The sequence below is a fragment of the Azoarcus sp. PA01 genome (assembly GCA_001274695.2).
In the GTDB taxonomy this organism is placed as follows: Bacteria; Pseudomonadota; Gammaproteobacteria; order Burkholderiales; family Rhodocyclaceae; genus Aromatoleum.
The window spans coordinates 281,867-307,516 of the sequence record LARU01000002.1 but is presented as its reverse complement, the minus strand read 5'-3'; the positions used below and the strand labels follow the sequence as shown (position 1 = coordinate 307,516).

Annotated in this window: 18 protein-coding genes and 1 other RNA gene; 11 read left to right on the top strand and 8 right to left on the bottom strand. The window is 67.5% G+C overall.

All coding sequences use genetic code 11. The features are described from left to right. Positions 1 to 33 precede the first annotated feature (33 nt). Complete coding sequence (locus PA01_02460) at positions 34 to 2,115, top strand: cation acetate symporter (protein KON80654.1); 2,082 nt, start codon at positions 34 to 36, stop codon at positions 2,113 to 2,115. Here PA01_02460 and PA01_02455 read toward each other — a convergent pair. Further along, positions 2,106 to 3,518, bottom strand: a complete 1,413-nt coding sequence (locus tag PA01_02455; protein KON80653.1) for a PLP-dependent aminotransferase family protein — start codon at positions 3,516 to 3,518, stop codon at positions 2,106 to 2,108. The genes PA01_02460 and PA01_02455 overlap by 10 nt on opposite strands. A gap of 82 nt (positions 3,519 to 3,600) precedes the next feature. Beyond that, on the bottom strand, positions 3,601 to 7,578 hold the full coding sequence (locus PA01_18465; protein ID KAI5913010.1) for an EAL domain-containing protein: 3,978 nt from the start codon (positions 7,576 to 7,578) through the stop codon (positions 3,601 to 3,603). 458 nt (positions 7,579 to 8,036) lie between these two features. Here PA01_18465 and PA01_02445 point away from each other — a divergent pair, with 458 nt between their 5' ends. Next, a complete protein-coding gene (locus PA01_02445) occupies positions 8,037 to 8,450 on the top strand; it encodes a CopD family protein (protein ID KON80652.1) in 414 nt (137 codons plus the stop codon). Here PA01_02445 and PA01_02440 read toward each other — a convergent pair. Next, a complete protein-coding gene (locus PA01_02440) occupies positions 8,445 to 8,948 on the bottom strand; it encodes a DUF2231 domain-containing protein (protein KON80651.1) in 504 nt (167 codons plus the stop codon). The genes PA01_02445 and PA01_02440 overlap by 6 nt on opposite strands. Before the next feature lie 75 nt (positions 8,949 to 9,023). Here PA01_02440 and coxB point away from each other — a divergent pair, with 75 nt between their 5' ends. From coxB to PA01_02420, 4 genes are read left to right on the top strand one after another with little or no spacing between them, the layout of a single operon-like run. Continuing rightward, on the top strand, positions 9,024 to 9,791 hold the full coding sequence (gene coxB / locus PA01_02435; GenBank protein KON82254.1) for a cytochrome c oxidase subunit II: 768 nt from the start codon (positions 9,024 to 9,026) through the stop codon (positions 9,789 to 9,791). Next, positions 9,788 to 12,295 carry a cytochrome c oxidase subunit I gene (gene ctaD / locus PA01_02430; protein KON80650.1) on the top strand — a complete coding sequence of 836 codons (2,508 nt, stop codon included), beginning with the start codon at positions 9,788 to 9,790 and terminating at the stop codon, positions 12,293 to 12,295. The genes coxB and ctaD overlap by 4 nt, the downstream gene beginning before the upstream one ends. Beyond that, on the top strand, positions 12,295 to 12,642 hold the full coding sequence (locus PA01_02425; GenBank protein KON80649.1) for a hypothetical protein: 348 nt from the start codon (positions 12,295 to 12,297) through the stop codon (positions 12,640 to 12,642). Before ctaD ends, PA01_02425 begins: the two co-directional genes overlap by 1 nt. Further along, positions 12,633 to 13,442, top strand: a complete 810-nt coding sequence (locus PA01_02420; protein ID KON80648.1) for a cytochrome c oxidase assembly protein — start codon at positions 12,633 to 12,635, stop codon at positions 13,440 to 13,442. Before PA01_02425 ends, PA01_02420 begins: the two co-directional genes overlap by 10 nt. A gap of 38 nt (positions 13,443 to 13,480) precedes the next feature. Here PA01_02420 and PA01_02415 read toward each other — a convergent pair whose 3' ends face one another. The 3 genes from PA01_02415 to PA01_02405 form a co-directional block, all read right to left on the bottom strand. Next, on the bottom strand, positions 13,481 to 16,021 hold the full coding sequence (locus PA01_02415; GenBank protein ID KON80647.1) for an NAD-dependent epimerase/dehydratase family protein: 2,541 nt from the start codon (positions 16,019 to 16,021) through the stop codon (positions 13,481 to 13,483). A gap of 64 nt (positions 16,022 to 16,085) precedes the next feature. Beyond that, positions 16,086 to 17,882, bottom strand: a complete 1,797-nt coding sequence (locus PA01_02410; GenBank protein ID KON80646.1) for a thiamine pyrophosphate-requiring protein — start codon at positions 17,880 to 17,882, stop codon at positions 16,086 to 16,088. Between the two features lie 389 nt (positions 17,883 to 18,271). Next, a complete protein-coding gene (locus PA01_02405; protein KON80645.1) occupies positions 18,272 to 18,610 on the bottom strand; it encodes a 4a-hydroxytetrahydrobiopterin dehydratase in 339 nt (112 codons plus the stop codon). 214 nt (positions 18,611 to 18,824) lie between these two features. On the opposite strand from PA01_02405, the gene PA01_02400 reads away from it, so the two are divergent. Continuing rightward, entirely contained in the window at positions 18,825 to 19,355 is a 531-nt protein-coding gene (locus PA01_02400) for an O-acetyl-ADP-ribose deacetylase (GenBank protein ID KON82253.1), read from the top strand. On the opposite strand, the gene PA01_02395 is transcribed toward PA01_02400, so the two are convergent. Next, positions 19,349 to 19,843, bottom strand: coding sequence for an isoprenylcysteine carboxylmethyltransferase family protein (locus tag PA01_02395; GenBank protein ID KON80644.1), 495 nt, complete (start codon positions 19,841 to 19,843; stop codon positions 19,349 to 19,351). The genes PA01_02400 and PA01_02395 overlap by 7 nt on opposite strands. 254 nt (positions 19,844 to 20,097) lie before the next feature. On the opposite strand from PA01_02395, the gene PA01_02390 reads away from it, so the two are divergent. Then, a complete protein-coding gene (locus PA01_02390; GenBank protein ID KON80643.1) occupies positions 20,098 to 20,799 on the top strand; it encodes an SOS response-associated peptidase in 702 nt (233 codons plus the stop codon). Continuing rightward, positions 20,796 to 22,034, top strand: a complete 1,239-nt coding sequence (locus PA01_02385; protein KON80642.1) for a hypothetical protein — start codon at positions 20,796 to 20,798, stop codon at positions 22,032 to 22,034. The genes PA01_02390 and PA01_02385 overlap by 4 nt, the downstream gene beginning before the upstream one ends. A 12-nt stretch (positions 22,035 to 22,046) precedes the next feature. On the opposite strand, the gene ssrA is transcribed toward PA01_02385, so the two are convergent. Further along, positions 22,047 to 22,373, bottom strand: a transfer-messenger RNA (tmRNA) gene (ssrA, locus tag PA01_18460). 385 nt (positions 22,374 to 22,758) lie between these two features. Between ssrA and PA01_02380 the strand changes: the two genes are divergently transcribed. Further along, positions 22,759 to 24,180 carry a DUF2868 domain-containing protein gene (locus PA01_02380; protein ID KON80641.1) on the top strand — a complete coding sequence of 474 codons (1,422 nt, stop codon included), beginning with the start codon at positions 22,759 to 22,761 and terminating at the stop codon, positions 24,178 to 24,180. Then, complete coding sequence (locus tag PA01_02375; protein ID KON80640.1) at positions 24,173 to 25,561, top strand: DUF3482 domain-containing protein; 1,389 nt, start codon at positions 24,173 to 24,175, stop codon at positions 25,559 to 25,561. Before PA01_02380 ends, PA01_02375 begins: the two co-directional genes overlap by 8 nt. Positions 25,562 to 25,650: the final 89 nt, after the last annotated feature.

Genomic DNA, 25,650 nt, shown 5'->3' with positions numbered 1-25,650 from the left:
GCAGGGCGGTCAATGGACTGAAGCGGTGCGCTCTTGACCACGCAGTCCGCGTTCGGCCGCCGCCTGCGGCGCTATTACGGCTGGTACACCGGCAGTTTCCTCGCGTTCGTCGGGCTGCTCGCGATCGGCGAACAGTTCGGCATGTCGCCGGGCGTCATCGGACACGTGTTCCTGTTCGCGACGATCGCGATCTATGCCGGCATCGGCGTGATGAGCCGCACTTCGGACGTGTCGGAATATTACGTCGCCGGCCGTCGCGTTCCGGCGGTCTTCAACGGCATGGCGACCGCGGCCGACTGGATGAGCGCGGCCTCCTACATCGGCCTGGCCGGCACGCTGTACTTTTCCGGCTTCGAAGGCCTCGCCTTCGTCACCGGCTGGACGGGCGGCTTCGTTCTTGTCGCGCTGCTGCTCGCGCCTTACCTGCGCAAGTTCGGCCAGTACACGATTCCCGACTTTCTCGGCGCGCGCTACGAAGGCAATGTCGCACGCATCGTCGGGCTCGTCGCAACGGTGCTGGCGAGCTTCGTCTATCTCGTCGCGCAGATCTACGGCGTGGGTCTGATCACGAGCCGTTTCGTCAGCGTCGAGTTCGAGATCGGCCTGTTCGTCGGCCTCGCGGGCATTCTCGTCTGTTCGTTCCTCGGCGGCATGCGGGCGGTGACGTGGACGCAGGTCGCCCAGTACGTGATCCTCATCGTCGCTTACCTCGTGCCGGTGGTGATCCTGTCGTACAAGGTCACTGGCGTGCCGGTTCCCCCGGCAGCGTATGGCAGCGTGCTCGACCGCCTTTCCGCGAAGGAGACCGAGCTGTTCGTCGAGCCGCGCGAAATCGAGGTGCGCGAGCGCTTCGGCCAGCGTGCGGCCGATTACGCGGCGAAAATCGCCGCGCTGCCGGATTCGCTCGAGGAAGAACGGCGTTCGCTGATCGAACGCCTGAACCGGCTGCGCATCGACAACGCTGCGGCGCGCGAAATCGCGCACACCGAACGGGCGCTGCGCGACCTGCCGAAAACACCCGACCAGGCGCGGGCGACGTGGGAGCAGGCGCGCGTCGAGGCCGCCGGGCGGTCGCGGCCGCCGCCCCGCCACGCCGAAGCCCACCCCGGCGACACGCCGGAGCAAAAGCGCGTCGCGCGCAACAACTTCCTCGCGCTGGTGTTCGTGCTGATGATCGGCACTGCCGCCCTCCCTCACGTGCTCGTGCGCTACTACACCACGCCGGGGGTCGTGGAGGCGCGGCGCTCGGTGTTCTGGTCGCTGTTCTTCATCTTCCTGCTGTACGTCACGGCGCCGGCCTATGCGGTGTTCGCGAAGTGGGAGGTGTACAACAACATCATCGGATCGAGTCTTTCGCTGCTGCCGAATTGGGTCGCGTCGTGGGGCAAAGTCGGGATGGTCGCGATCGAGGACATCAATGGCGACGGCATCCTGCAACTGGCCGAACTGCGGCTCAACACCGACGTGATCCTGCTCGCGACGCCGGAGATTGCCGGCCTGCCGTACGTCGTGTCGGGGTTGGTCGCGGCGGGCGGACTCGCGGCCGCGCTGTCAACTGCGGACGGGCTGCTGCTGACGATCTCGAACGCGTTGTCGCACGACTTCTATTACAAGGTCGTCAATCCGCGTGCCTCGACACAGCGCCGGCTCGTGATCGCGAAATCCCAGCTGCTCGTCGTCGCGGTGATCGCGGCGTGGGTTGCGTCGTTGCGCCCCGACAACATCCTGTTCATGGTCGGCCTTGCGTTCTCGATTGCCGCCGCCGCGTTCTTTCCCGCGCTGGTGCTGGGAATCTTCTGGAAGCGCGCGAACCGCGCCGGAGCGGTCGCCGGCATGCTCGCCGGGCTCGTCGTCACGCTGTACTACGCGGTGCGCACCCATCCGTTCTTCGGCGGTTCGATGGCGCAGGCGTGGTTCGACATCAACTCGATCTCCGCCGGCGTGTTCGGTGTGCCGCTCGGCTTCGCGACGATCGTGCTGGTAAGCCTGCTGACCCGACCGCCGTCCCCGGAAATCCAGGATCTCGTCGATTACGTGCGCTATCCGCGGCTTCCGGCGGAGGACAGCGAGGCGCAGCCGGACTCGGTCGCAGTGCGGCGCCGGAGTCAGAGCTGATCGGCGATCATTCCGCCGAGCGTCGCCATCGCGCTGTCGAAGCGGGCGGACCACGGATGGCCGAAGTTCAGGCGGATGCAGTTGCGATACTCGCGCTTGGCCGAGAAGATCGGCCCAGGCGCGATGCTGATGCCGTGGGCAAGCGCGGTCCGGTGCAGCGCGAGCGCATCGAGCCGGGGTGGCAGTTCGACCCACACCAGATAGCCGCCATGCGGCCGCGCAAAGCGTGTGCCGTCCGGAAAATGCCGCTCGATCGCGGCGGCCATCATCGGCTCATGCAGTTCGAGCACCGCGCGCAGCCGGCGCAGGTGAGTGTCGAACGCGCCGTGGCGCAGGAAATCCGCGAGCGCGATCTGGACCGGAATCGTCGTCGCGAGACTCGTCGAGATTTTCAGTCGCTGGATCTTCTGCGCGAACCGGCCGGCGGCGACCCAGCCGACGCGGTAGCCGGGCGCGAGGCATTTCGAGAAACTCGACACGTGCAGCACGAGTCCGCTCGTATCGAGCGATTTCGCCGCGAGCGGCGCCTGCTTGCCGAAGTACAGTTCCGCGTACGTGTCGTCCTCGATCAGCGGCACGTCGTGCCGGCGCAGCAGTTCGACCAGCGCACGGCGGTTGTCGTCGGGCACCAGCGCGCCCAGCGGATTCTGGAAGTTCAGCATCAGCAGGCAGGCTTTGACCGGGTGCTGGCGCAGCGCATCGCTGAGCCCGGCGAGGCTCACGCCTTCGCGCGGATGGGTCGGGATCTCGACGACGCGCAGGCCGAGCCGCTCGATCGCCTGCAGGCCGGCATAGAACGTCGGCGACTCGACCGCGATGAGATCGCCCGGCCGCGTCACCGCCTGCAGGCACAGGTTCAGCGCCTCCATCGCGCCCGAAGTGACGACGATCTCGCCCGGCGGCACGGCGACGCCGCCGGTCAGGTAGCGCAGCGAGATCTGGCGCAGCAGTTCCTCGTTGCCGGGCGGCAGGTCGGTGACCGTCGACAGCGGGTCCATGTGGCGCGCGGCAGCGGCGAGATAGCGCCCGAGCTTCGCCAGCGGGTACAGGTGAGGGCTCGCGAAGCTCGAGCCGAACGGCACGACTGTCGGGTCCTTCACTGACTCGAGGATCTCGAAAATGAAGTCGCTGACGTTCAGCTCGGTGGAGTGGCCGAGCGGGCGCGTGAGCTGCGGCTCGGGCAGCGGCTGGCGCAGGCGCGGCCGCACGTAATAACCCGACTTCGGCCGCGCCTCGATCAGCCCGCGGCTCTCGAGCTGGTAATACGCTTTCAGCACCGTCGAAGCGCTCAGGTGTTGCGACCGGCACGCCTGGCGCACTGAGGGCAGCCGCTCGCCGGCACGCAGCACGCCGTCGCGGATGCGCTGTTCGATGTCCAGCGTCAGGCGGTCATAAAGATTCATCCGTTTCCTCATGCTCGCGGTGTCTTCGCGGGCGGCTCCCCATCGAATCGCTATTTTCCGGTCGGCGATCGCGAACGTTTTTTTATCGCGGTCCCGCCGGGCCGCGACTGCTGGCAGCCCGCCATTCGGCCAGCCATTCGGCCAGCGCCTCGCCCGGCATCGGCCGCGCGTAGTGGTAGCCCTGCGCCTCGTCGCAGTTGAAGATGCACAGGAAGCGACCGATGTCCTCGCTTTCGACGCCTTCGGCGATGACCTGCAGCTTGAGGGTGCGGGCCATGCTGACGATCGCGCGCACGATCGCCGCATCGTCCGGATCGGTGGCGATGTCGCGGACGAATGACTGGTCGATCTTGAGCTTGTCGACGGCGAAGCGCTTCAGGTACGCGAGGCTCGAATAGCCGGTGCCGAAGTCGTCGATCGACAGGCGCACGCCGAGCGATTTGAGCCGTCGCAGCGTCTCGATGACGGATTCGGTGTCGACGAGCAGCAACGACTCGGTCAGTTCGAGTTCGAGCCGCGCCGGATCGAGGCCCGACAGCGACAGCGCCTCGACGACGCTGCGTTCGAGGTCCCCGCGCTGGAACTGCACCGCCGACAGGTTGACCGCGATGGTCAGCTCCGGCAGGCCCTGTCGCGTCCAGCGCACGGCCTGCGTGCACGCTTCGCGCAGCACCCAGTCGCCGATCGGGACGATCAGGCCGCTGTCTTCCGCCGCCGGGATGAAGCGGCCCGGCGCGACCAGTTCGCGTTTGTCGCAGTGCCAGCGCAGCAAGGCTTCGACCCCGACGACACGGCCGCTGGCGAGGTTGATCTGCGGCTGGTAATGCAGCAGGAACTCGTCGTTTTCGAGCGCGCGGTGCAATGCCGTGCGGATCTGCAGCTGTTCGACGGCGTCGGCGTTCATCTGCTCGGTGTAGAAGCGCCAGGTGTTGCGGCCGGCGCGCTTGGCCTGGTACATCGCGGTGTCGGCGTTCTTCAGCAGCGTGTCGAAATCCTTGCCGTCGTCGGGCCAGATCGCGATGCCGATCGACATCGTGTTCGTCAGCTCATGACCTTCGAGTTCGAACGGGCGGGTCAGCGCGTCGAAAATCTTCGCCGTCGCGCTGTTGATCGCCTGCGGATGGCGGACATCGGTGAGCGCGATCAGGAACTCGTCGCCGCCGAGGCGGCTGACCGTGTCGGTCTCGCGCAGGCATTCGCGCAGCCGCAGCGCGACTCCTTGCAGCAGCCCGTCGCCGGCAGGGTGGCCGAGGGTGTCGTTGATGGTCTTGAAATGATCGAGATCGACGAACAGCAGCGCGACTTTCGCGTGTGCGCGCTCTGCCCACGCGGTCGCCAGCGCGAAGCGGTCGCGGAACAGCACGCGGTTCGGCAATCCGGTGAGCGCATCGTGATGGGCGAGATATTCGATGCGCGCCTGAGCTTCCTTGCGGTCGGTGATGTCGTGCACGAACGTGAGCACGTGTTTCTCGCCGTCGATGTCGATGTATCTGGACGACAGGCTGACCTGACGCACCGCGCCGCTGCGGTCGCACCCGACAGTCTCGAAATCGAGCACCGAACCGTGCTGCCGGAGCATTTCGAGCCAGCGCTGGCGGCTCTCGGGATCGGGCCACAGGTTGGCCTCGACCGAAGTCTTGCCGATGAGGTCTTCACGTTTCCAGCCGAAATGGAGTTCGTACTTGTCGTTCACCTCGACGAATCGACCGTCCTCGACGCGCGTGATCGCGACTGCGAACGGTGCTGCCGTCATCGCGATGGAAAATCGTTCTTCGCTGTTTCGCAACGCGGTTTCGGTGGTGCGCAGCTCGGTAATGTCCTGGATCGCGCCGCACACGCGCACCGCGCGGCCTTCCCGGTCGTACTGGAGGTGACCGTTGGCGCGCGCGATGCGCAGCGCGCCGTCGGCGCGGACGAGGCGGAACTCGCTGACGTAGGAGCGATTGTTGCGTACTGCGCCCGCGAGGTCGTCGGCGACCCGCTTGCGGTCGTCGGGGTGAACGTGAGCGAGGAAGGTCGCGCCGCTGGGAGTGACGTCGCCCGGCGCGTGGCCGAGGAGGCGGTCGGTTTGCTCCCCCCAGTGAAGGACGCCGGCGGGAAGCTGCCATTCCCAGTACCCGACGTGCGCCAGCATCGTCGCCTCGGCGAGCTGGCGGCGGCTCTCCTTGACCGGCGTGATGTCATGAAAAATCTCGAACTTGCTGAGCGTGCCGTCGGGATTGCGGAACGGCATCTCGAACAGGTCGTAGCTGCGCCCGCTGGGCGCCGTCCATTCCGCCTGCACCGATGCCCCCGCGAACACCGCGTCGTTGTTGCACCACGTACAGGCTTCGCTGCGGCCGTGGAGGTATTCGAAGCACTTGCGTCCGGCCGGCGCGCCGAACTGGCGTTCGAGCGCCGGGTTGAAATACTCGACGACGTGATCGGCGCCGACGATGTACGCGCCGTCAGGCAGCGCGTCGAGAATGCCTTGCAGGCGCGTGCGCTCGGCCGCGAGCACGGCAACTTCAGCCTGCGCGGTCTTGACGCGGCTGATATCCGTATAGGTGAGCACGACGCCGTCGCGCATGCCACCTTCGCCGTAAAACGGCAGCATGCGTTCGAGGTACCAGCGGCCGCTGACGTCCACCTCGCGCTCGAGGCTTTCGCCGGTCGCGGCGACGTGCTGAAGATCGACCAGGAAGCGGGATGCGTCGCCGGCGTGGTAGGCGATTTCCGCGAGCGGACGGCCTGCGTCCGAGGCGCGCAGCGCGAGAACGTCTTCGACCGCTGCGCTGAAGCGGCGCACGCGCAGGCCGCCATCGAGAAACACGGTGCCGATCTTCGTGCTTGCGAGCAGGTGGTCGTAGTCGCGGTTCAGGTGTGCCAGCGCCGCGTTGCGGTCTTCGAGTTCGCGGTTGAGGATGTAGAGGTCTTCGTTGACCGACTTCAATTCCTCGTTGGTGCTCTGCAGCTCCTCGTTCGACGCAGTCAGTTCCTCGTTCGCCAGATCGATGTGCTCATGGCTGCTCTTGAGCTCGACGATCATCTCGTGCAGCCGTTCGCGCGTCGCGAGCAGCTCCGCTTCGAGCTCCTCCGGCGTGGCTGCGCCGTTCGCGGGAAGCGCGTCGGGCAGCGTCGACAGCGGGGGAACGCGAACGCTGCACGCGCGTGGCAGCGCGACTGGCTGCTTGCGGTAAAGCTTGCTCGAGCGGTCGACAGTCATGAAGGCGCGCGCCGCGTGTTCGCCAACGGTTTCGCTCGCGCCGAGCATCAGCAGGCCCTGCGGCTTGAGGGCGAAGTGAAGCTGCGCCAGCGCCTTCAGCTGCGCTGCGTTCTGCAAGTAGATCAGCAGATTGCGGCACAGCGCGAGGTCGATGCGCGTAAAAGGCGGATCGGTCAGCAGGTTGTGGCGGGCAAAGACGACATGGCGCCGCAAGGTGCCGTCGACGCGCCAGCCATCGTGCGTGCGCTGGAAATAGCGGCGCAGCAGCGCTTCGGGGATTGCGTGCACTGCGTCGTCGCGGAAAATTCCCTGCGAGGCGTCGCTCAGCACTCCCGAATGGATGTCGGTCGCGAAGACCTTGACGTCGCCGGTGAATCCGAAGCGGCCCGCCGCGTCGAGCGCCAACACGGCCAGCGTGTACGCTTCTTCGCCGCTCGCGCATCCGGCTGACCACAGCCGCAACGGGTCGGACGGATTGCGCCCGCGCAACATGTCGGGGAGGACTTCATCGGCGAGCAGCGAGAACGCGGACGGATCGCGGAAGAACTCGGTGACGTTGATCAGCAGATCGTCGCACAGCGCGATGCGTTCGGCGTCGTCCCGGACGATTTTCTCGTGATATGCGGATACCGTGCCGCAACCCGTCAGCGTCATGCGCCGTCGAACGCGGCGCGAAAGCGTGCCGATCTTGTAATCCGAAAAATCCACCGCACAGTGCCGCCGCAGCACGTCGATCAGTGCGGCCATGTCCGGAAGCAACGGGTCGCGCGGGGCGTCTTCCCACTGGGTTTCGGCGCAGGGCCGTACGTCGATGCCCTCCATGCGCCGGTCCTCGGCATTTTCCGCTTCGCTCACGCTCTTGCTCCGCGGTTGCTCATCCGGCCTGACGGATGGCAGGCCCGTGCGGCGGGGCGGGGCAGCGCAGGGACCGGGTCCGGCGGTCGGGCCTGGTACCCGCAGAAGCGGTCAATGTCATGACGATGAACTATTATGCAGAAGGGCCTGAGGGCGGTAATAAAGTGCATTGAATCGTTTCCACGCCGAACACCACAGTCGGAATCGGCACTAGTGTGCAGTATTTTTTGCCCAGGCAACGTTCAGGATTTGGCATCGGGACGCGTAATCCGGCTTTTTGTCCACTCCGATATTTCTCCGCCGCTCCGGATGGAATTTTTACAGCGACCGCTCGGTTGCCGTCCGAGGACGCTGCTCGAGACCTTCTGCCACTGGCGCCGCCACAGGCCCCCGTTTTGCTTCCGTGCCCGGGACGCAGTCACACGAGCCGTGGCGACGCTGTCGAACGGAGGCCGGGAATGCACTTGCTCAAGCTGCTTCACTTCGCGGCGCTGCTGGCCTGGTGCGGCACGTTGCTGTACATGCCCGCGATGATCGCCGCAGGCACCCATCACACCCGGCCGATGTTCTACCGCGACCACACTCATCTGATGAGGCTGATGTTCACGCTGGTTTCGTCGCCGGCGGCGCTCCTTGCGATCATTTCCGGCACCTTGCTGTTTCCCGGCGCCGCGGCGCTCGAACCGTGGCTGATCCTGAAGCTTTCGGTTGTCTGCCTGCTCGTGATCGGGCATGCGTTGTGCGGCGTCCTGATCCTGAAAATCGAGCGCCGCCCGGAGGGGAGGATTCGCCGTCATTGCGCGATCCTCGGCAGCGTGCTGACTGTCCTGCTCGGCGTCACGCTGTGGCTGGTGCTGGCCAAGCCGCTATAGCGTGGTCGAGTCCTCGATGGCCGCCTTATGACCGAGTTCGACGCCGACCGCGTGTTCATAAACCAAGCGCCCCCCAAGATAAGCCGCGAGGCCGATCGTGCCGGCTGTCAGGAGCGACAGATACAGTTCCCATGCCGCGAGCTGTTCGGCCCCTTCACGGTAGCGCATCGCCCAGTTCAGCGAAGCCAGCGAAAGCATCATCACGGCGATGACGGCATGGCACCACGCGGTGATCTTTTCGCGGATGCGCTCGACCAGCAGCAAGTCGGCGACCCCAAGGAGGCTCGCGACCCAGCCGCCGCCCGCGCCGACGCCTGCCAGCCACAGCCCGGCGCGCGCCCAGAACGGGTCGCCGCTGACGAGCCACGCGATATCGGTCGCGACGAGCCCGATGAGCGCCGCGACCGGAAAGTGGATCAGCATCGGGTGAAGCGGGTGGCCGCGCAGCGCGGCGCGGCTGACGATCGATTCGGCGCCGGAGTCGGCGGGTACGGGCATCTTGACCTCGCGAGTGGACGGAACGCAGCCGCGCCGAGGCCATCGGCGCCGGCCCCTGCCCTGTCGGTGCAATCGATGCTCCCGGCGCTCGCCGTGCCGTGGCTCGCCGCGTGCGAAGGTCCGCAGTCGATACTCGACCCGGCCGGCCCGGCCGCGCGCGACGTGACGCTGCTGTGGTGGCCGATGTTGATCGTTGCCAGCGTCGTGCTCGTCGGGGTCACGGCCGCGTGGGTCGTCGCGATGCTGCGCAGGCCGCGCGACTTCAGCCCCGAGGAGGCGAAACGGATCAGCCGGCGGTGGGTCGTCAGCGGTGGAATCCTGCTGCCGACGGCGAGCATCGTGCTGCTGCTCGGGTTCGGGGTTCCCGCGGGCGACCGCCTGCTGCCGCTGCGTGACGACGCGCCGCTGCGCATCGACGTGACGGCCCGGCAATGGCAGTGGGACGTCGCGTATCCGGGCAGCAGCACGATGCTCGTCGATGAGCTGCACTTGCCGGCGGGCCGCCCGGTGCATATCCACGTCACCAGCGCCGACGTCATCCATTCGTTCTGGGTGCCGCGGCTCGGACCGAAGATCGACGCGGTGCCCGGGCGTACCAACGTTCTGCGCCTGCAGGCCGACGAGGCGGGAGCGTTGCGCGGCCAGTGCTCGGAGTTTTGCGGCACGGGGCACGCGCACATGGTGCTGAAAGTGCGGGTGCATACCGAGGCGGGTTTTTCGGCGTGGCTCACGGAGCGCGCTGCAGCCGCACCCCCGGGCGGGAATGATCCGCCGGCTGCGGCTCCGCGCGGTGCGCCGACCCCGCCCCCCCGACTCGTCTCCGGCGCCGCCTTTCCGCCATGATCGACGGTCGCCCCGACGAGCTCCACCAGCAGTTCGATGAGGTGTGGGGCAACCCCCGCGGCTGGCGAGCGGCGACGATCGTGAACCACACGCGCATCGGCCTGCTGTTCCTGCTGACAGGCCTCGGTTTCTTCATTTTCGGCGGCCTGCTGGCGATGCTCATCCGCGCCCAGCTCGCGCTGCCGGACCAGGCTTTCATGGACGCGGACATCTATAACCAGGTGTTCACGATGCACGGCACGGTGATGATGTTCCTGTTCGCCGTGCCGATGATGGAAGGCCTGGCGGTGTACCTGATCCCGAAAATGCTCGGCGCGCGGGATCTGGTGTTTCCCCGGCTCTCGGCGCTGGGTTACTGGTGCTACCTCTTCGGCGGGCTGATCCTCGCCGCGAGCCTGTTCCTGGAGCTCGCTCCCGATGCCGGCTGGTTCATGTACACGCCGCTGTCGAGCCTGCCGTACAGCCCGGGCGTGAATTCGGATTTCTGGCTGCTGGGGATCACGTTCGTCGAGATTTCCGCCGTCACCGCAGCGGTCGAGCTGGTCGTGGCGATCCTGCGCGCCCGCGCCCCCGGCATGACGCTGCAGCGCATGCCGCTGTATGCGTGGTACATCCTGACGATGGCGATGATGATCGTGCTGGGTTTTCCGCCGCTGATCCTCGGCAGCATCCTGCTGGAGCTCGAGCGTGCCGCGGGAATGGCGTTTTTCGACGTCGCCCGCGGCGGCGATCCGATCCTGTGGCAGCACCTGTTCTGGCTTTTCGGCCATCCGGAGGTGTACATCATCTTCCTGCCCGCGGCGGGCCTCGTCTCGACGATGCTGCCGGTGTTCGCCCGGCGTCCGATCGTCGGCTACCGCTGGGTCGTCGTCGCGGTGCTGACGACCGGCTTCATCAGCTTCGCGCTGTGGGTGCACCACATGTTCACCGTCGGCATCCCGCATCTCGCGCAGGCGTTCTTTTCGGCCGCGAGCATGCTGGTCGCGATCCCGACCGGCGTGCAGGTCTTCTCGTGGCTCGCCACGCTGTGGCTGGGCCGGCCCGTGTATCACGTGCCGATGCTGTGGCTCTTCGGTTTCCTCGTGATCTTCGTCGCCGGCGGGCTGACCGGCGTGATGCTGGCGCTGGTGCCGTTCAACTGGCAGGTGCACGACACCCAGTTCGTCGTCGCGCACCTCCACTACGTGCTGGTCGGCGGCATGTTCTTTCCGCTGGTCGCAGCGGTTTATTACTGGTTGCCGCATTTTTCCGGACGCATGCCGTCGGCGAACCTCGGACGCTGGGGTTTCTGGCTGGTCTTCGTCGGCTTCAACGTCACGTTCCTCGTGATGCACTGGACCGGGCTGCTCGGGATGCCGCGGCGCGCCTATACGTATGCGCCCGGGCTCGGCTGGGACGTTCCGAACCTGGTGTCCTCGATCGGCAGCTTCGTCATGGCGATCGGCATCGCGGCCGTGCTCGTCGACGTGCTGCTGCACTTTCGCTTCGGCGTGCGGGCCGCGCCGAATCCGTGGCATGCCGATACGCTCGAATGGGCCACCCGGCTGCCGCCGGCCGCCTACAATTTCATCAGCCTGCCGACTGTCGACAGCCGCTACCCGCTGTGGGACCGCCCGGAGCTGGCGAAAAAAATGGCGCGCGGCGAGGAGGGTCTCGCGGCGATCGCGCACGGGCGCCGCGAAACCTGGGGCACCGATGCCGTGACCGGCGAAGTGCGGGAAATCATCCACTTGCCCGGCAACACCTGGCTGCCGTTCGCGATCGCGCTGGTGCTGTCGGCGGTGTGTATCGGCCTGCTCGTGAAGGCGTACGCCGTGGCCGGCTTCGCGAGCTTCGTCGCGGCGATCCTCGTGCTGCGCTGGTCGTGGGAGAACGGCGCCCGCGCAGCGGGGGGCACGGCCGTTCCGGGTTCTGCCGGCGACCCGCCGCTGCACTGGCGCACCCATGACGGCCCCGGGCGATGGGGCATGAGCGTGACGCTGCTCGCGGACGGCGCGCTGTATGCGGCGCTTCTCTTCGGCTGGTTCTACCTGTGGACCGTCGCGCCGCAGTGGCAGGTGCCGGCGCAGTCACCGCTCGATGGTCCCGCCCTGCTCGCGAACGGCGTGCTGCTGACCGTCGCAACGCTGTGGCTGCGGCGGGTTGTCGCGGCGCTGCGACGCGGCTCCGACAGGAGGCTGCGCGGACAACTCGCGGCGATCGCGGCGCTCGGGCTGCTGCAGTCGGCCCACTTGCTGTGGCTGATGCATGCGTCGGACCTCGCGGTGAAAGCGACGGCCCACGACGCGGTGATTGCGATCGTCCTCGGCTATGCCCTTTTCCACTGCGTCCTGGCGGGGATCGTGACCGCGCTGCAGGCATGGCGAGTCCATTGCGGCCATGTCGACCGTGCGGCGCCGTACGAGCCGATCGTGCTCGGGCAGCTGTGGTATTACAACCTCGGCGTGGTGTGGAGCGCCTACTTTGCGCTGGTGCTGTTTCCTTCGACGTGGGGAGGCGGTTGATGCTGTGGCTTTACCACCCGCTCCAGATTCCGCTCGGCCTGATCGTGTGGGGCGTGTGGTTCATCGCGCTGTACAGTGGCCTGTCGGTCGGGTGCGCCGTTGCACCGCCGGACGCGGCAGCAGGGCCGTGGAACTGGCTCAACGCCGTGTTGGGCCGCGCATCGCTCGCGACGGTGGCGCTGCTGCTCGGATTGTCGGCGCTGTGCTGGCGCGCGTCGCGCCGGGTCGGCAAGGACGAGCGGGCGAAGCGCTTCATCGCGCGCGTCGGTGCGAGCGTGCATCTGGTCGCGGCGCTGGCGACGCTGTTCATCGCGCTGCCGATCGTGGGCCTGCCGCCATGCGTCTGACCGCTGCCTCGGTTCTGGTGATGCTGCTCGTCACGGCGCCCCCGGCCGCGGCGCACGCGCTTTCCGGGTCGCTGCCCGCTGGCTTTGCGCTGCTCCTGACTGCGGGGCTGCTGGGCGCGGCGTGCGGGCTTTATGCCGTCGGGGCGCGACGGGTGCTCCCGGGCCGGGCGCAGGCGACGTGGTTTTGCGCGGCGATGGCGATCGGCGCGCTGGCGGTGGTCGGCCCGCTGGACCGCTGGGCGCAGGACAGCACGGCGGTGCACATGGTGCAGCACATGCTCCTCATCGTCGTGGTCGCGCCGCTCGGTGCGCTGGCCAGTCCTTTGCCGCAGTGGAGCGCCGCGACCGGGGCGCTGTTGCGCCCGCTGTGGGCGACGATCCTGCGTTGCGGCCGTCATCCGCTCGCGGCGGCGATGGTGCACGGCGTGCTGATCTGGATCTGGCATGCCCCGCGCATGTACCGGCTGGCGCTCGACGATCCGTGGTGGCACCTGATCGAGCACGTGTCGTTTGTCGCAAGCGGCTGGCTCTTCTGGTGGTCCGTGCTGTGCGGCCGCCGGCTCGCGCCGGCGCTGCTCGCGATCCTGCTGACGCTGATCCACACCGGGCTGCTGGGCGCGTTGCTGACTTTCGGCCGGGTATCGTTCTACGGCGACGCACGCGCGCTCGAGGACCAGCAGCTCGCCGGGCTCATCATGTGGGTGCCGGGCGGCTTCGCGTATCTCGCCGCGGCCGGCTGGATCGTATGGCGCCGGCTCGGCGAAGAAGCAGTGCCTGCCGCAGTGCCGGCGCGGGATTGAAGGGGGAGGGCGTCGCCAGCTGTCGCGACCCGGCCGCGTCAGCCACCGGGCGTCGCCAGCCTCGACCAGCGCTCTCCCGCTTTCGCGTAGCGGTCCCACGCGCCGTAGTGACTTTCGACGGCGCCGCGCGGCAACGCCAGCGCGACCAGCAACAGACCGATGATCGAAACCGTCGCGGTCCCGAGGCCGGTATAGCCGTCCAGCAGCCACGGCGCGAGCAGCAGCCATGCACCGAAAGCGGCGTTGATGAAGCGCAGCGGCCGCGCGACTTCGGCGAGCGCCATGATCGAAAAAGTGATCACGAGGGCGCCGACGACGTGATCGTTGTCGGCCGCTATACCGGTCGCGTCGAACAGCAGCCGGCTGAGCATCAGGACCGCGCCGAGGACGATGCTGAGCGACAGCGTCCACGGCACGGTCACGCCGCCCTTGAGCATTTCGCGCAGCACGACCGGCGCGCGTTCCTCGAAATTGTCCGAATAGTCCGCGCTGCCGCCTTCGATGGTGTCGCCGTGCAGCAGCACGTGCCACAGCCACTTCCCTTGCCGGCGGCGCTCCTTGAGAAACTGCAGGGTCGCGAGGATCTCGTCGAAGGAGTACGGGATCTGCAGCAGCATCGCGGCGGCGGCGACGAGGCACAGCGTGCACCACGTGCCGATCACGACCGGCTGGATGATGATGAAGAAAATGCTCACGGCGCCGAGCGGGACGATCAGCACGCCGAACAGCAGCACCAGCCACGGCAGCGTGCGCCAGCGTCGCTTGTCGCCGATGATGCCGGTGACGATCTCGAGCACATAGACGGCACCGCCGAGTCCTGCGTCGGAAATCGGCCAGGCTTCCGAAACCGAAGAGGTGATGATGCGTTCGGTGCCGTCGCCGAAGAACGGATCCCACGCTGCGGGGATATGGCCGAGCTGGAACGCGGCCAGATAGCGCGAGATGAACAGGCCGACCATCGCCAGCGCGATGATCGGAATGCGCTGATTCCACGACGACGGGCTGTAGTCCCAGCCGGGAGGCGTGTCCGGCCCGGCCAGGCGCGCGATCGGGCCGACGCCCGGTGTCGAGGGCACGCCGACCGCGAACAGGATCACCAGCGCGCCGACGAGCGTGTCGTTGGCATAGGCAACGGCGCTCGGGCTCCAGAACACCAGCGGCGCGAACAGCAGCCAGGTGCCGACCGCGGCAGTTGCCCAGCGCGCCCACGCGATATGCCGCGACAGCGAGGCGAGCGCGAACGCGGTGATCAGCAGCCCGCTGACGATGTCGCTGGCGGTCATCCAGGTGTCGGACAGGACGAGGCCGCGCGCGTTGGGCGCGACGAGTGCGCCGGGCTCCATCCACCGATCGGCGAGCCCGAAGATGAACGGGCACGAGACGAGCCACAGCCCGAGCGCGGCGTTCGCGAAATGGCACCAGATCGTCTGCCGGTGTTCGCGCCGATCGAGCGCGTCGTATTCGGCGAGGAGCTGTGCTTCGGGCTGCGGCTGCGCGGCCAGATCCTCGAGCCACAGCGGCAGCGGAATGTGGTTCGCCTTGTACCACGCAGCCGGGCTTTGCCGGAGCCGGCCGATCATTTTCGGCAGGACGCGGCGCAGGCTGTGCTGCGGTCGCCAGCCGAGGAGCGCGGTCGCGCGCGAGATGTCGAGTTCGTAGTGGTCGTCCGCGAGCCACACCATGAACGGCTGGATGAACGGCTCGATGCCGCGGTCGATCGCGTCCGGAGTGACTTTTTCAACGACATCCTGCGCCCACGCGCCCGTCGCTGCGACGGGTTTCGGTATCCGCCGCGTTCCCCACGGCTCGCCGTGGATGAGCTGCCCGATCAGGTTCTGCAGCGACTCGTAGCTTTCGGTCACCGGCTCGCCGATGAGCAGCGTGGTTTCGTCCTCCAGCGCATGGCGTTTCTCGACGACGAGCCGAAACGCCTGCGCGACGTCGTCCAGATGCACGAAAGCCTGGCCGTGGGCCGGATCGCCGGGGAAGACGTGGCCGAGCATCTGGCGCTCGTAGATGCGCTCGATCTGGTAGGCGAGCGACGGGACTTCGCAGTCGTCCGTATAGACGCCGGCAATGCGCAGGATCACGGCCGGAATCCGCCCGCGCGTGGCGAGCACCGCCTCTTCGGCTTCGAGCTTCGATTGCGGGTACGGCCACTTTGGCGCGAGTTCGCTGTTCTCGTCGATCGGCGCACCCGGTTCGGTCGGCGCGTGGACCAGCATCGTGCTCGCATAGACGAACTGATCGACGTCGAAATCCTGCAACGCCTCGAGCAGGCGGCGCGTGCCCTGCACATTCACTTCGTCGTATTTCGGATCCGGCTCGCCGGAAAAATCGTAATAGGCGGCGAGGTGAATGACCGACGCGATATGGGCACCATGGCGTTCGCGAAGAGTGCGACAGGCCGCCGCGAGCGCCTCAGGCGAAGTGATGTCGACGTCGATGCAGTCGGGCGCCTGCCGGCAGTCGCGCTCGAACCCGACGACGGTGAAGCGCTCGCCGAGCGCCGCACCGATCGCGCTGCCGAGCCGGCCTGCCGAACCGGTGATGAGTACCAGCGGTTTCGTTGACGCCATCAGACCCTCCTCGCGGTCGGCATACTCAAGCGGCCGGGTTGCGGAAAAAAGAACGGCTGCGTGCTCAGCCAGGAATCGACCCCGGCGGGAACAGGCTGTCCCAGCTTTCCTTGAAGCTCGCGATGACGATGCCGCGCGAGTCGGGGTCGCCGTGCAGCAGCGCCGACAGGTAGGCTTTGGCCTGCTTGGCGCTGATGTGCGGGGGCAGCGGCGGCACGTCCGGGTCGGTGACCATCTCGAGGAGCGTCGGCCGATCGGCCCTGAGCGCGGCGTCCCACGCCGCGCCGACCTCTTCCGGGTCGTCGACGCGAATGCCGCCCAGGCCCAGCAGCCGCGCGTATTCGGCATACGGGAAATCGGGCACCGCCTGCGCATCGACGAACTTCGGGTCGCCTTCCAGGGCGCGCTGCTCCCAGGTGACCTGGTTGAGGTCGCCGTTGTTGAGCACCAGCACCACGAGGCGCGGGTCAGCCCACTCGCGCCACACTTTGGCGATCGTCACGAGCCCGTTGATGCCGTTCATCTGCATCGCCCCGTCGCCCACGAGCGCGATCACCGCGCGCTCGGGGTGCGCGTACTTGGCCGCGATCGCGTACGGCACGGCCGGGCCCATCGTCGCCAGGCCCCCCGAGAGCGAGGCCAGCATGCCGCGGCGGATCTTCAGGTCGCGCGCGTACCAGTTCGCCGCCGAGCCCGAGTCGCAGGTGAGGATGCAGCGCTCGGGCAGGCGCGGCGACAATTCCCAGAACACGCGCTGCGGGTTGATCGGGTGAGCGCTGTTGAGCGCCCGGCCTTCGAGCACGCGCCACCAGCGCTCGACGCCGTGCTCGATCGTCGCGCGCCACGCGCGGTCCGGTTTCGCCACCAGGTGCGGCAGCAGCCCCTGCAGCGTCTCCTTGGCATCGCCGAGCAGCGCCACTTCCATCGGGTAGCGCAGATTGAGCATGCGCGGCTCGAGGTCGATCTGCACGCCGCGCGCCTGGCCTTCCTTCGGCAGGAACTCCGAATACGGAAAACCCGAGCCCACCATCAGCAGCGTGTCGCAGTCGTTCATCAGGTCCCAGCTCGGCTTCGTGCCGAGGAGCCCGATCGCGCCGGTGACGAACGGCAAGTCGTCGGGCACGGCCGCTTTGCCGAGCAGCGCTTTGGCCACGCCGGCGCCGAGCCGCTCGGCGACTTCGATGATCTCGTCGGTCGCGTCGAGCGCCCCGGCGCCGACGAGCATCGCCACTTTCTGCCCGGCGTTGAGGATGTCGGCTGCGCGCACGAGATCCACCTCGCGCGGCACGATGCGAATCCCGGTGTAGCCGATCCCCGAATGGATCGTGCCGTGCTCGCGCGGCGGCGCCTGATACGGCAGGTCCTGGACGTCGTTGGGGAAGACGATGCACGTGACGGTGCGCCGGTCGCGCGCGATGCGCATCGCCCGATCGACGACGTGGCGCACCTGCTCGGGCACCGTCACCATGTGCACGAACTCGTGCGCGACGTCCTTGAACAGCGACAGCAGGTCGACTTCCTGCTGGTAGTCGCCGCCGAGCGCGGCGCGGCTTTGCTGGCCGACGATCGCGACGACCGGCTGGTGGTCGAGCTTCGCGTCGTACAGGCCGTTCAGCAGATGGATCGCGCCGGGGCCCGAGGTGGCGAGACACACGCCGACTTCGCCGGTGAATTTCGCGTGCGCGCACGCCATGAACGCGGCGAGCTCCTCGTGGCGCGCCTGCACGAAGCGCAGCCCTTCGCCGTAGCGCCCGAACGCGCCCATGATGCCGTTGATGCCGTCGCCCGGATAGCCGAACACCCGCTGCACGCCCCACGCCGACAGGCGCTGGAGCAGGAAGTCGCCGACTGTGTCGCTCATGATCGTTCTCCGTCCCGGCTTTCGGAATGCCAAACGCTGCAAGGCAGATGCCAGGAAGAAGATTCGCCCCGTCGGGACGAGTCGGTGGGCGCGCGCTTGAGCGGAAAACGGACTGCTGCCGAGGTCGGGCCGCCGCGCGCCGTCGCGACTGCCGGCCTTCGTCGGAAAAGGCTTGCCGCGCGACAACGCAATGCTCCAGCGGGGTCTCGTCGAACACTCCCGCGAACTCCGCCCTTGAGGTTTTCAATGCGCGAGACTCGTTACAAGGCTGAAAAAACTACAGCGCGTTGAAACAATTTCCCGGTCGCCGCGGCAGCGTTGCGCGCGCTTGCGGCAAGGCTTTCACGAACGGCTAACGCGAGGGGCGGATGGAAAGGGCTTTCCGCGCGTCACCCTCGGGCGAGCCCGTCGGTCTTGGCCGCCATGATGAAATCGTTGTCGTGGAGGCCGTTGATCTTTTTCGTCTGCCACGTCACACGTGCCCAACCCCAGCCGAAGCAGATGTCCGGATGATGGCCTTCGGTTTCCGCCAGCTCGCCGAGCTTCGCGACGAAGCTCATCGCGTCCTTGAAGTTGCCGAAAGTGAAGCTGCGCTCGATGTGGAGCCCGTCCTCCGCAAGGCTCCACGCCGGCGTCTGCGCCAGCTGGCGTTGCGCCTGCGCTTTCGTCATCGGCGGCACGTCGCCACGGCACGGCGTGCATGTCCTGGACTGTAGCTCGTCGCTCATGTCGGGGTTCCTCCAGAGGCGGGTCCGATCCGGGCGAACACAGACGCTGCGCTCCCGACGAACGATCCAATGTAGATCGCCCCGGAGCAAGGTTCAAATGCCGCAGCCGCCGAAAGCAGGAATGACGAGGGTGGAAGCGGCTTTGAGCGTGGGCCTACAATGACCGCGGAGCAGATGTGAAACTTGGCGTTTGAGCCTATTGGAGGACGAGGACATGTCGGAAGCGATGCTTCGCGCCGTCAAGGCCGATATCACCACGTTGGCTGTGGACGCGATCGTCAATGCCGCGAACGCGTCGTTGTTGGGCGGCGGAGGCGTGGATGGGGCCATTCACCGGGCAGCGGGTCCGGGCTTGCTCGCCGAATGCAGAACCCTCGGGGGCTGCAGGACAGGCGAGGCGAAGATCACGGGCGGGTACGACTTGCCGGCGCGTTACGTGATTCACACCGTCGGACCGGTGTGGCACGGGGGCGACGATGGCGAAGACCGATTGCTCGCTGCCTGCTACGCGCAGTCGCTCCGGCTGGCCGGGCAGCATCGCGTCGAGCGGATCGCGTTTCCGTGCATCAGCACCGGCGTCTATGGCTATCCGGCTGATCTTGCCGCAGAAATCGCCGTGGAGACGGTGCGAACGGCGCTGAAGCAGCCTGGCTCGCTCCAGGAAGTGGTTTTCTGTTGCTTCAATTCTGCGGACCTCGCGCTCTACGACGCGTTGCTGTCGAGCGATCCGGACCGAGTTCAGTAAATGAACGGAATCAGCTTGCGCACCCGCTGCTGGTACCCGGTGTAGTGGGGGAAGCGCTCGACCAGCCAGCGTTCCTCGCGTCTCGACTTGATGTCGAAGAACAGCCCCAGCACGGCTGCGTAGATCACGGTAAGCCATCCGTGGATAAACAACGCCCAACCGACCGCCATCAGTATCAATCCGCAGTAGATCGGATGCCGCACCCATCGATACGGGCCGGTCACCACCAGCGTGGCGTGTTCCCTGGGGCGGGGCAGCGGCGTGAGGTTGGCGCCGAGGTGCAATGCCGCAGCGACTGACATTGCCAGTCCTGCCGCGATCAGCAAGACGCCAACGACTGACATGACGGCCGCGGCGGTTTCCGGCCAGCGTGGCAGGCCCGGGGCGGTTCTGGGTCCGAACAGGATGAGGGCGAAGAGGATTGCCTGCACGACGACGAACCATTCGCCGCGACGGCCTCTCCACCAAGCTTGTTTCGAAGAATGCATGTTTCCTTCTCCTGTCCGTCCACCCGGCGAGTGCGTGTCGAAGTCGCCCTTGTCGAACTCGAAGGCCGGGGGAGGCACCCGCGAGCTCGAGGGCAGTGCAGGATCCCCGCCCCGTTCCGGGACCGCCCGTCAGACTTCTGCGGCACGATGACACAACGCCGACCTTTCCGTCTGGCGCCCGGAAGGGATTATCCGCCGGCCGGCAAACGAACTACTATTGCCGCTGACACCCCGTTCGGCAAAGGAGTCGCGGCATGTGCGGTCGCTACGCCCTCTATGATGCGATCTCGCGGCTGCACGAGCAGTTCGGCTGCGGTATCGACCCGCTGGTTCGCGACTTTCCTCCGCGCTACAACGCCGCGCCGACGCAGAGACTGCCCGTCATCCGGCAGCTGGCATCCGGTGAGCGGGTGGCGCATCTGCTGCGCTGGGGCCTGATCCCGTCCTGGGCGAAGGACGAGACGATCGGCACGCGCCTGATAAACGCCCGCGGCGAGACGCTCGCCGAGAAGGCGAGCTTTCGCAACGCGTTCAAGAGCCGCCGCTGCCTCGTGCCGGCCTCGGGATTTTACGAATGGCAGAAGGTCGCAGGCGGAAAACAGCCGTATTTCATTCGTCCGGCGAATGACCGACTGTTCGCTTTCGCAGGGCTATGGGAGCGCTGGCGCAAGCCCGACGGCGAGACGCTCGACACTTACGTGATCATCACGACGGACGCGAACGACGCGATGGGCGAGGTGCACGAGCGCATGCCCGTCATCGTCCCCGAGGAAGATTACGACCTGTGGCTGAGCAAAGACACGCATCCGGAGCTGGTTCGCCGGCTGCTCGTGCCGTACGACTCGGCGCTGATGCAGATGCACCCTGTGACGAAGCGCGTTGGCAACGTGCGTAACGAAGGCCCGGAACTCGTCGCCCCGCTCGAAGCCCACAACGAAGGACGTTCAACGGTATGACGATAAGAAAGACTGCTGCCATCCGTTGTCTCGGGGTTGCGCTGGCGGCCGCGCTCCTGTCTGCGCTGGCGCTGTCCGCATCGTCGGCAGAGCTCCCCGCCGGGCAGTCGCGGTGGCAGGGGGCGGCCTTCAGCAGCGACCGGACGGGGTTGAAGAAGCTCGCCGATGCGGGTGCTCGCGTCGTGCGGGTGTACAGCGAGGCGGACGCGTGGGTGCTCGACGAGGCCGAGCGCCTCGGGCTGAAAGTGGTGATGGGGCTGTGGGTGGCTCATCCGCGGCTGGGCTTCCGGCTCGACGACCCTGCGATGGTGCGCGCGCAGGAGCAGGGCATACGCGACTTCGTCATTCGGCATCGCAATCATCCTGCACTGCTGGCGTGGGGTGTCGGCAACGAGGTGGAGCTCGCGCAGCCCGGGCCGATGCCGGCCTGGCGCGAGGTCAACCGCCTCGCCGGTATCGTCAAGGCGCTCGACCCGGCGCATCCGACGTTGATGGTGGTGTCCGACAACAGCGACGAGAATCTCCGACGGCTCGCTGATTGCTGCCCGAACGCGGATCTGCTCGGCATCAATGCGTTCGGCGGCTCGGCGTTCGAGATCGTGCGCCGGCTGCAGGCGGCAGGCGTCGCCAAACCGATCGTGATCGCCGAGCTGGGGCCGCTCGGTCAATGGCACGCCGGACGCAAACCCTGGGGTGCGCCGGTGGAGCTCACGAGCACCGAAAAGGCGGTCTATTTCCGTGACGCGCTCGACCATCTCGCGCGCGAGCCGCAGGTCGTCGGCGTTTTCCCCTTCCTGTGGGGCGCGAAGCAGGAGCAGACCGAAACCTGGCACGGCCTTCTGCTGCCCGACGGCAGCCTCACGGCGATGACCGACGTGCTAAGTCGCGCGTGGGGCCAACCGGTGTCCGAGCCCGCTCCGCTGATCCGCGGCATCGGCATCGCTGCCGACGAGTTCGCGCCGGGACAGGAAATCTCGGCCGGCGTGGACGCAGTCTCCTTCGACGGATCCAAGTTAAGCACCGAATGGAAAGTGCTGGCCGAGAGCCCGGGCTGGAAGCCCGATGCCGATACCGAGCCGGTGCCCGCTCGTGTCGTGGTGCAGACGCTGCATGCCGACGCTGCCACCGTCCGCTTCGTCGCCCCCCGCGACCCCGGTGCGTACCGGCTCTTCATCACCCTGCGCGACCGCAACGGCAAGGCTGCGACGGCAAACCTGCCGTTCCTGGTCCGGTGAATGCCGTGAACGTGAAGCGGGGGCCGAAGCCCCCGCCAGCCGTCTTTGGTAACAGGGCTCAGGCGGCCCCGGCTGTTGCCTTAAGCGGCTACAGCGAAACGCTCATCGTTGGCGTTTGTGGATTTGCGCGGATTACGTCCGTCGCCTCTCGGGTTGCCTGCTCACCATTGCCCGCCCTGTCGAAACCGGTGCACCCCCACACTGGACACTCTCGAGAATGCCCACTGTGGAGGTGGCGGGAATCGAACCCGCGTCCAGAACGTCTCCGGGTTGCCGGAATTACAACCATGCTTTGCACTATAAGGGCAGTGCCCCTTCGATTCAAGTGCACGGGAGTTTTTTTGTAGCGAGTTTTTACGCGCCGGCGCGAAAGCGGGTTTTTGATCGAAGCAGGGCTTCACGACCCTTCTCGCTTTTTTCCTGGACACCGTCGTGGCAGTTCGTTTTTCCTTTCTGCAACAGTCGGTTGTGAATGTGTTGTGGGCAGCGCGCGGCCCTTCGGATTAATTCACGCTTTGGGCATTCCTGTTTTGACAGGCATATCTTCGTTTGATGCAAATATCATATCACCCGAGGTTTTCTGCCCGCCTTGCTCCCCGCATCCTGCACCGACGCTGAAAGCAGAGCAGGGCGAGGAACACGGCGGACGGCAGCGGAGCGGGGGACTGCAGCTGCCGATCCGCTATCCTGTCGTCCTGATCGTGACCCGGACCCGATTTCGCGCATGCCTGCCCCCGATTCCACGCGACTGACAGCCTTCGAATCGCGCTGGCTCGCGGAGGCGATCCGGCTGCGCGAGGAAGCGGCCGGGCCGCTCGACGACCGCGATGCGCTGGCCGCGGTGCGCGCGACCGACGGGGGCGTCGAGGAGCGGATCGTGCGCCGCGCGCTGCTGCTCGACGAGCGCGAAGGCATGGCCGGGATGATCGCGGCGTGGCGCGCGCGGTCCCGCGTGGTGTTGATGGTGGCGTCGGCCGTCGCGCTGGCGAGCGGGTTCGGTGCCGCGCTCGCGGTGCTCGGCGACGGCACGCGCGCAGTCAATGTCGTATGGGCGCTCGGCGGCCTGCTCGGCGTGCACCTGCTGAGCCTGCTGCTGTGGGGAGTCGGACTGTCGTTCGGCGGGCGGGATGCGGGCGGAGCACTCGGGCGCGTCTGGCTGTGGCTGTCGACGCGGCTGTCGCCGGCCGGTCCCGCTTCAATGTACGTCGCGAAGGCGCTCGCAGGGCTGCTCGGGCGCGCGCGGCTTTTGCGTTGGTGGCTCGGAGCGGTGACGCACGGATTATGGTTCGCTGCGCTGTGCGGTGCGCTGGTGGGCCTGCTCGCGACGCTGTCGGCGCGACGTTATGGCTTCGTCTGGGAAACGACGATCCTGTCGGCGGACGTGTTCGTGCATCTCGTCCGTATCGTCGGCTGGCTGCCGGCGCAGGTCGGCTTCGCGGTACCCGATGCGGAGCATGTGCGCGCGAGCGGCGCGGCCGCCGCCGTCGACGAAGCGGCGCGCATCGCGTGGTCGTCGTGGCTCGTGGGCTGCGTGACGATGTACGGCATCGTGCCGCGCGCACTGCTGTGGGCGATGTGTCTCGTGCTGTGGCGGGCCGGATGTGCGCGTCTGCGGCTCGACCTGACCTTGCCCGGCTACGCGGTGCTCGCCGCGCGGCTCGCGCCGGCGAGCGAGCGGATCGGCATCACCGACGCCGATCCGGGACGCTTCGCAGGGCCGCGGGCTGACGGCGCGCACCCGCTCGGCAGCGGTTCGCCGCTCGCGGTCGGCCTCGAGCTGCCGACGGGCGCGGGGTGGCCGCCCGCGCTGCCGGGGGGGGTGCGCGATGCCGGAATCATCGACAGCCGCGAGCAGCGCAAGCGCCTCGTTGCCGAACTGCAGGCCGACCCGCCGTCGCGGCTGCTGGTCGCGTGCGATGCGCGCCAGACGCCGGACCGCGGCAGCCTCGAACTGATTGCCGAGCTGTCGCGCCACGCGGGCGACTGTCGGGTATGGCTGACAGGGGACGCCGGTACCGGCACGCAGGCGCCCCACTGGCGGGAGTCGCTCGACCGCATCGGCATGACCGCCGAACGGGTCGTCGACACGCGGGTGGCGGCGATGGACTGGCTGCGCGACGCCGGGACGGGGGCCGAAAATGACTAGACCGCTGCGCATCGCCGTCGTCGGCCACACCAACACGGGCAAAACGTCGCTGATGCGCACGCTGACGCGCGACACCGGTTTCGGCGAAGTGTCGAGCCGGCCGAGCACGACGCGTCACGTCGAAGGCGCTCGCCTGCTCGCCGACGGCGAAGTGCTCGTCGAGCTGTACGACACGCCCGGGCTCGAAGATCCGATCGCGCTGCTCGAGCGGCTGGAGGCGATCGAGGCCCGCGGCGACGAGCGGCTCGACGACACGGCACGGATCGAGCGCTTCCTCGCGACCCCGGTTGCCGGCCATCGCTTCGAGCAGGAGGCGAAAGTGCTGCGCCAGACGCTCGCGAGCGACGCGGCATTCTACGTTGTCGATGTACGCGATCCGGTCCTCGCGAAGCACCGTGACGAGCTCGCGATCCTCGGCAGCTGCGCGATCCCGCTGCTGCCGGTGCTGAATTTCGTGCGCGATCCGGCCACGAACGAATCATCGTGGCGCGAGGCGCTCGCGCGGCTCGGTCTGCACGCAGTGGTGCGCTTCGACACGGTCGCGCCGGAGCGCGACGGCGAGCGGCGCCTGTACGAGAAGCTCGCGACGCTCGTCGACGCGCATCGCCCGGCGCTCGAACGCCTCGTCGCGTGCCGCGAGCGCGAGGCGCATGCCCGGCATGGCGCGGCGCTGAAGCTCGTTGCCGAGCTGCTGGTCGACGTCGCCGCGGCGCGCGTTGCCGTTGCGACCGAAGCGCAGAGGATCGAGCGCGCGGTCGTGGCGCTGCACGAGCGCGTGCGGCGGCGCGAACAGGCTTGCGTCGACGCGCTGCTCGCGCTCTACCGGTTCCGTTCCGATGATGTCGATGCGGCCGATCTGCCGCTGCTCGACGGGCGCTGGGAGAGTGATCTGTTCAACCCGGAGACTTTCCGCGCGATGGGCGTGCGGCTCGGCACCGGGGCGGCGGCGGGCGCGGCCGCCGGAGTCGGCATCGACCTGATGCTCGGCGGGCTGACGCTCGGCGCCGCGGCTGCGCTCGGTGCGCTCGCCGGCGGCGGCTGGCAGGCGGTGCGCCAGTTCGGCGACCGCGTGGTCGAGAAGCTGCGCGGGCAGCGCGAGCTCAGTGTCGACGACGCGATCCTGCGGCTCCTTGCAATGCGCCAGCTGCGTCTCATCGACGCGCTCGAAACCCGCGGCCACGCGGCGATCGCGCCGATCCGGCTCGTCGACCCGCAGCTGCGGCAATGGCGCGAAGGGCCGATCCCGGAGCCCTTGCTGCGCGCGCGCGCGCATCGTGAATGGTCGGGACTTTTCGGCCTGGGGCCGGCGGACGACGCGCGACAGGAAGCGGTCGATACGTTGGCGCAATTCTTGTCGGAAGCGGCAACGGCGAGCGCCTGAAGGCCGGGAAAAGCCTGCTGCAGTCACTGTTCCGGACTTTTATCGATGGTCAAGGCCGGATGAAACAGGGGCGCCGCAGCGCCCCCGTG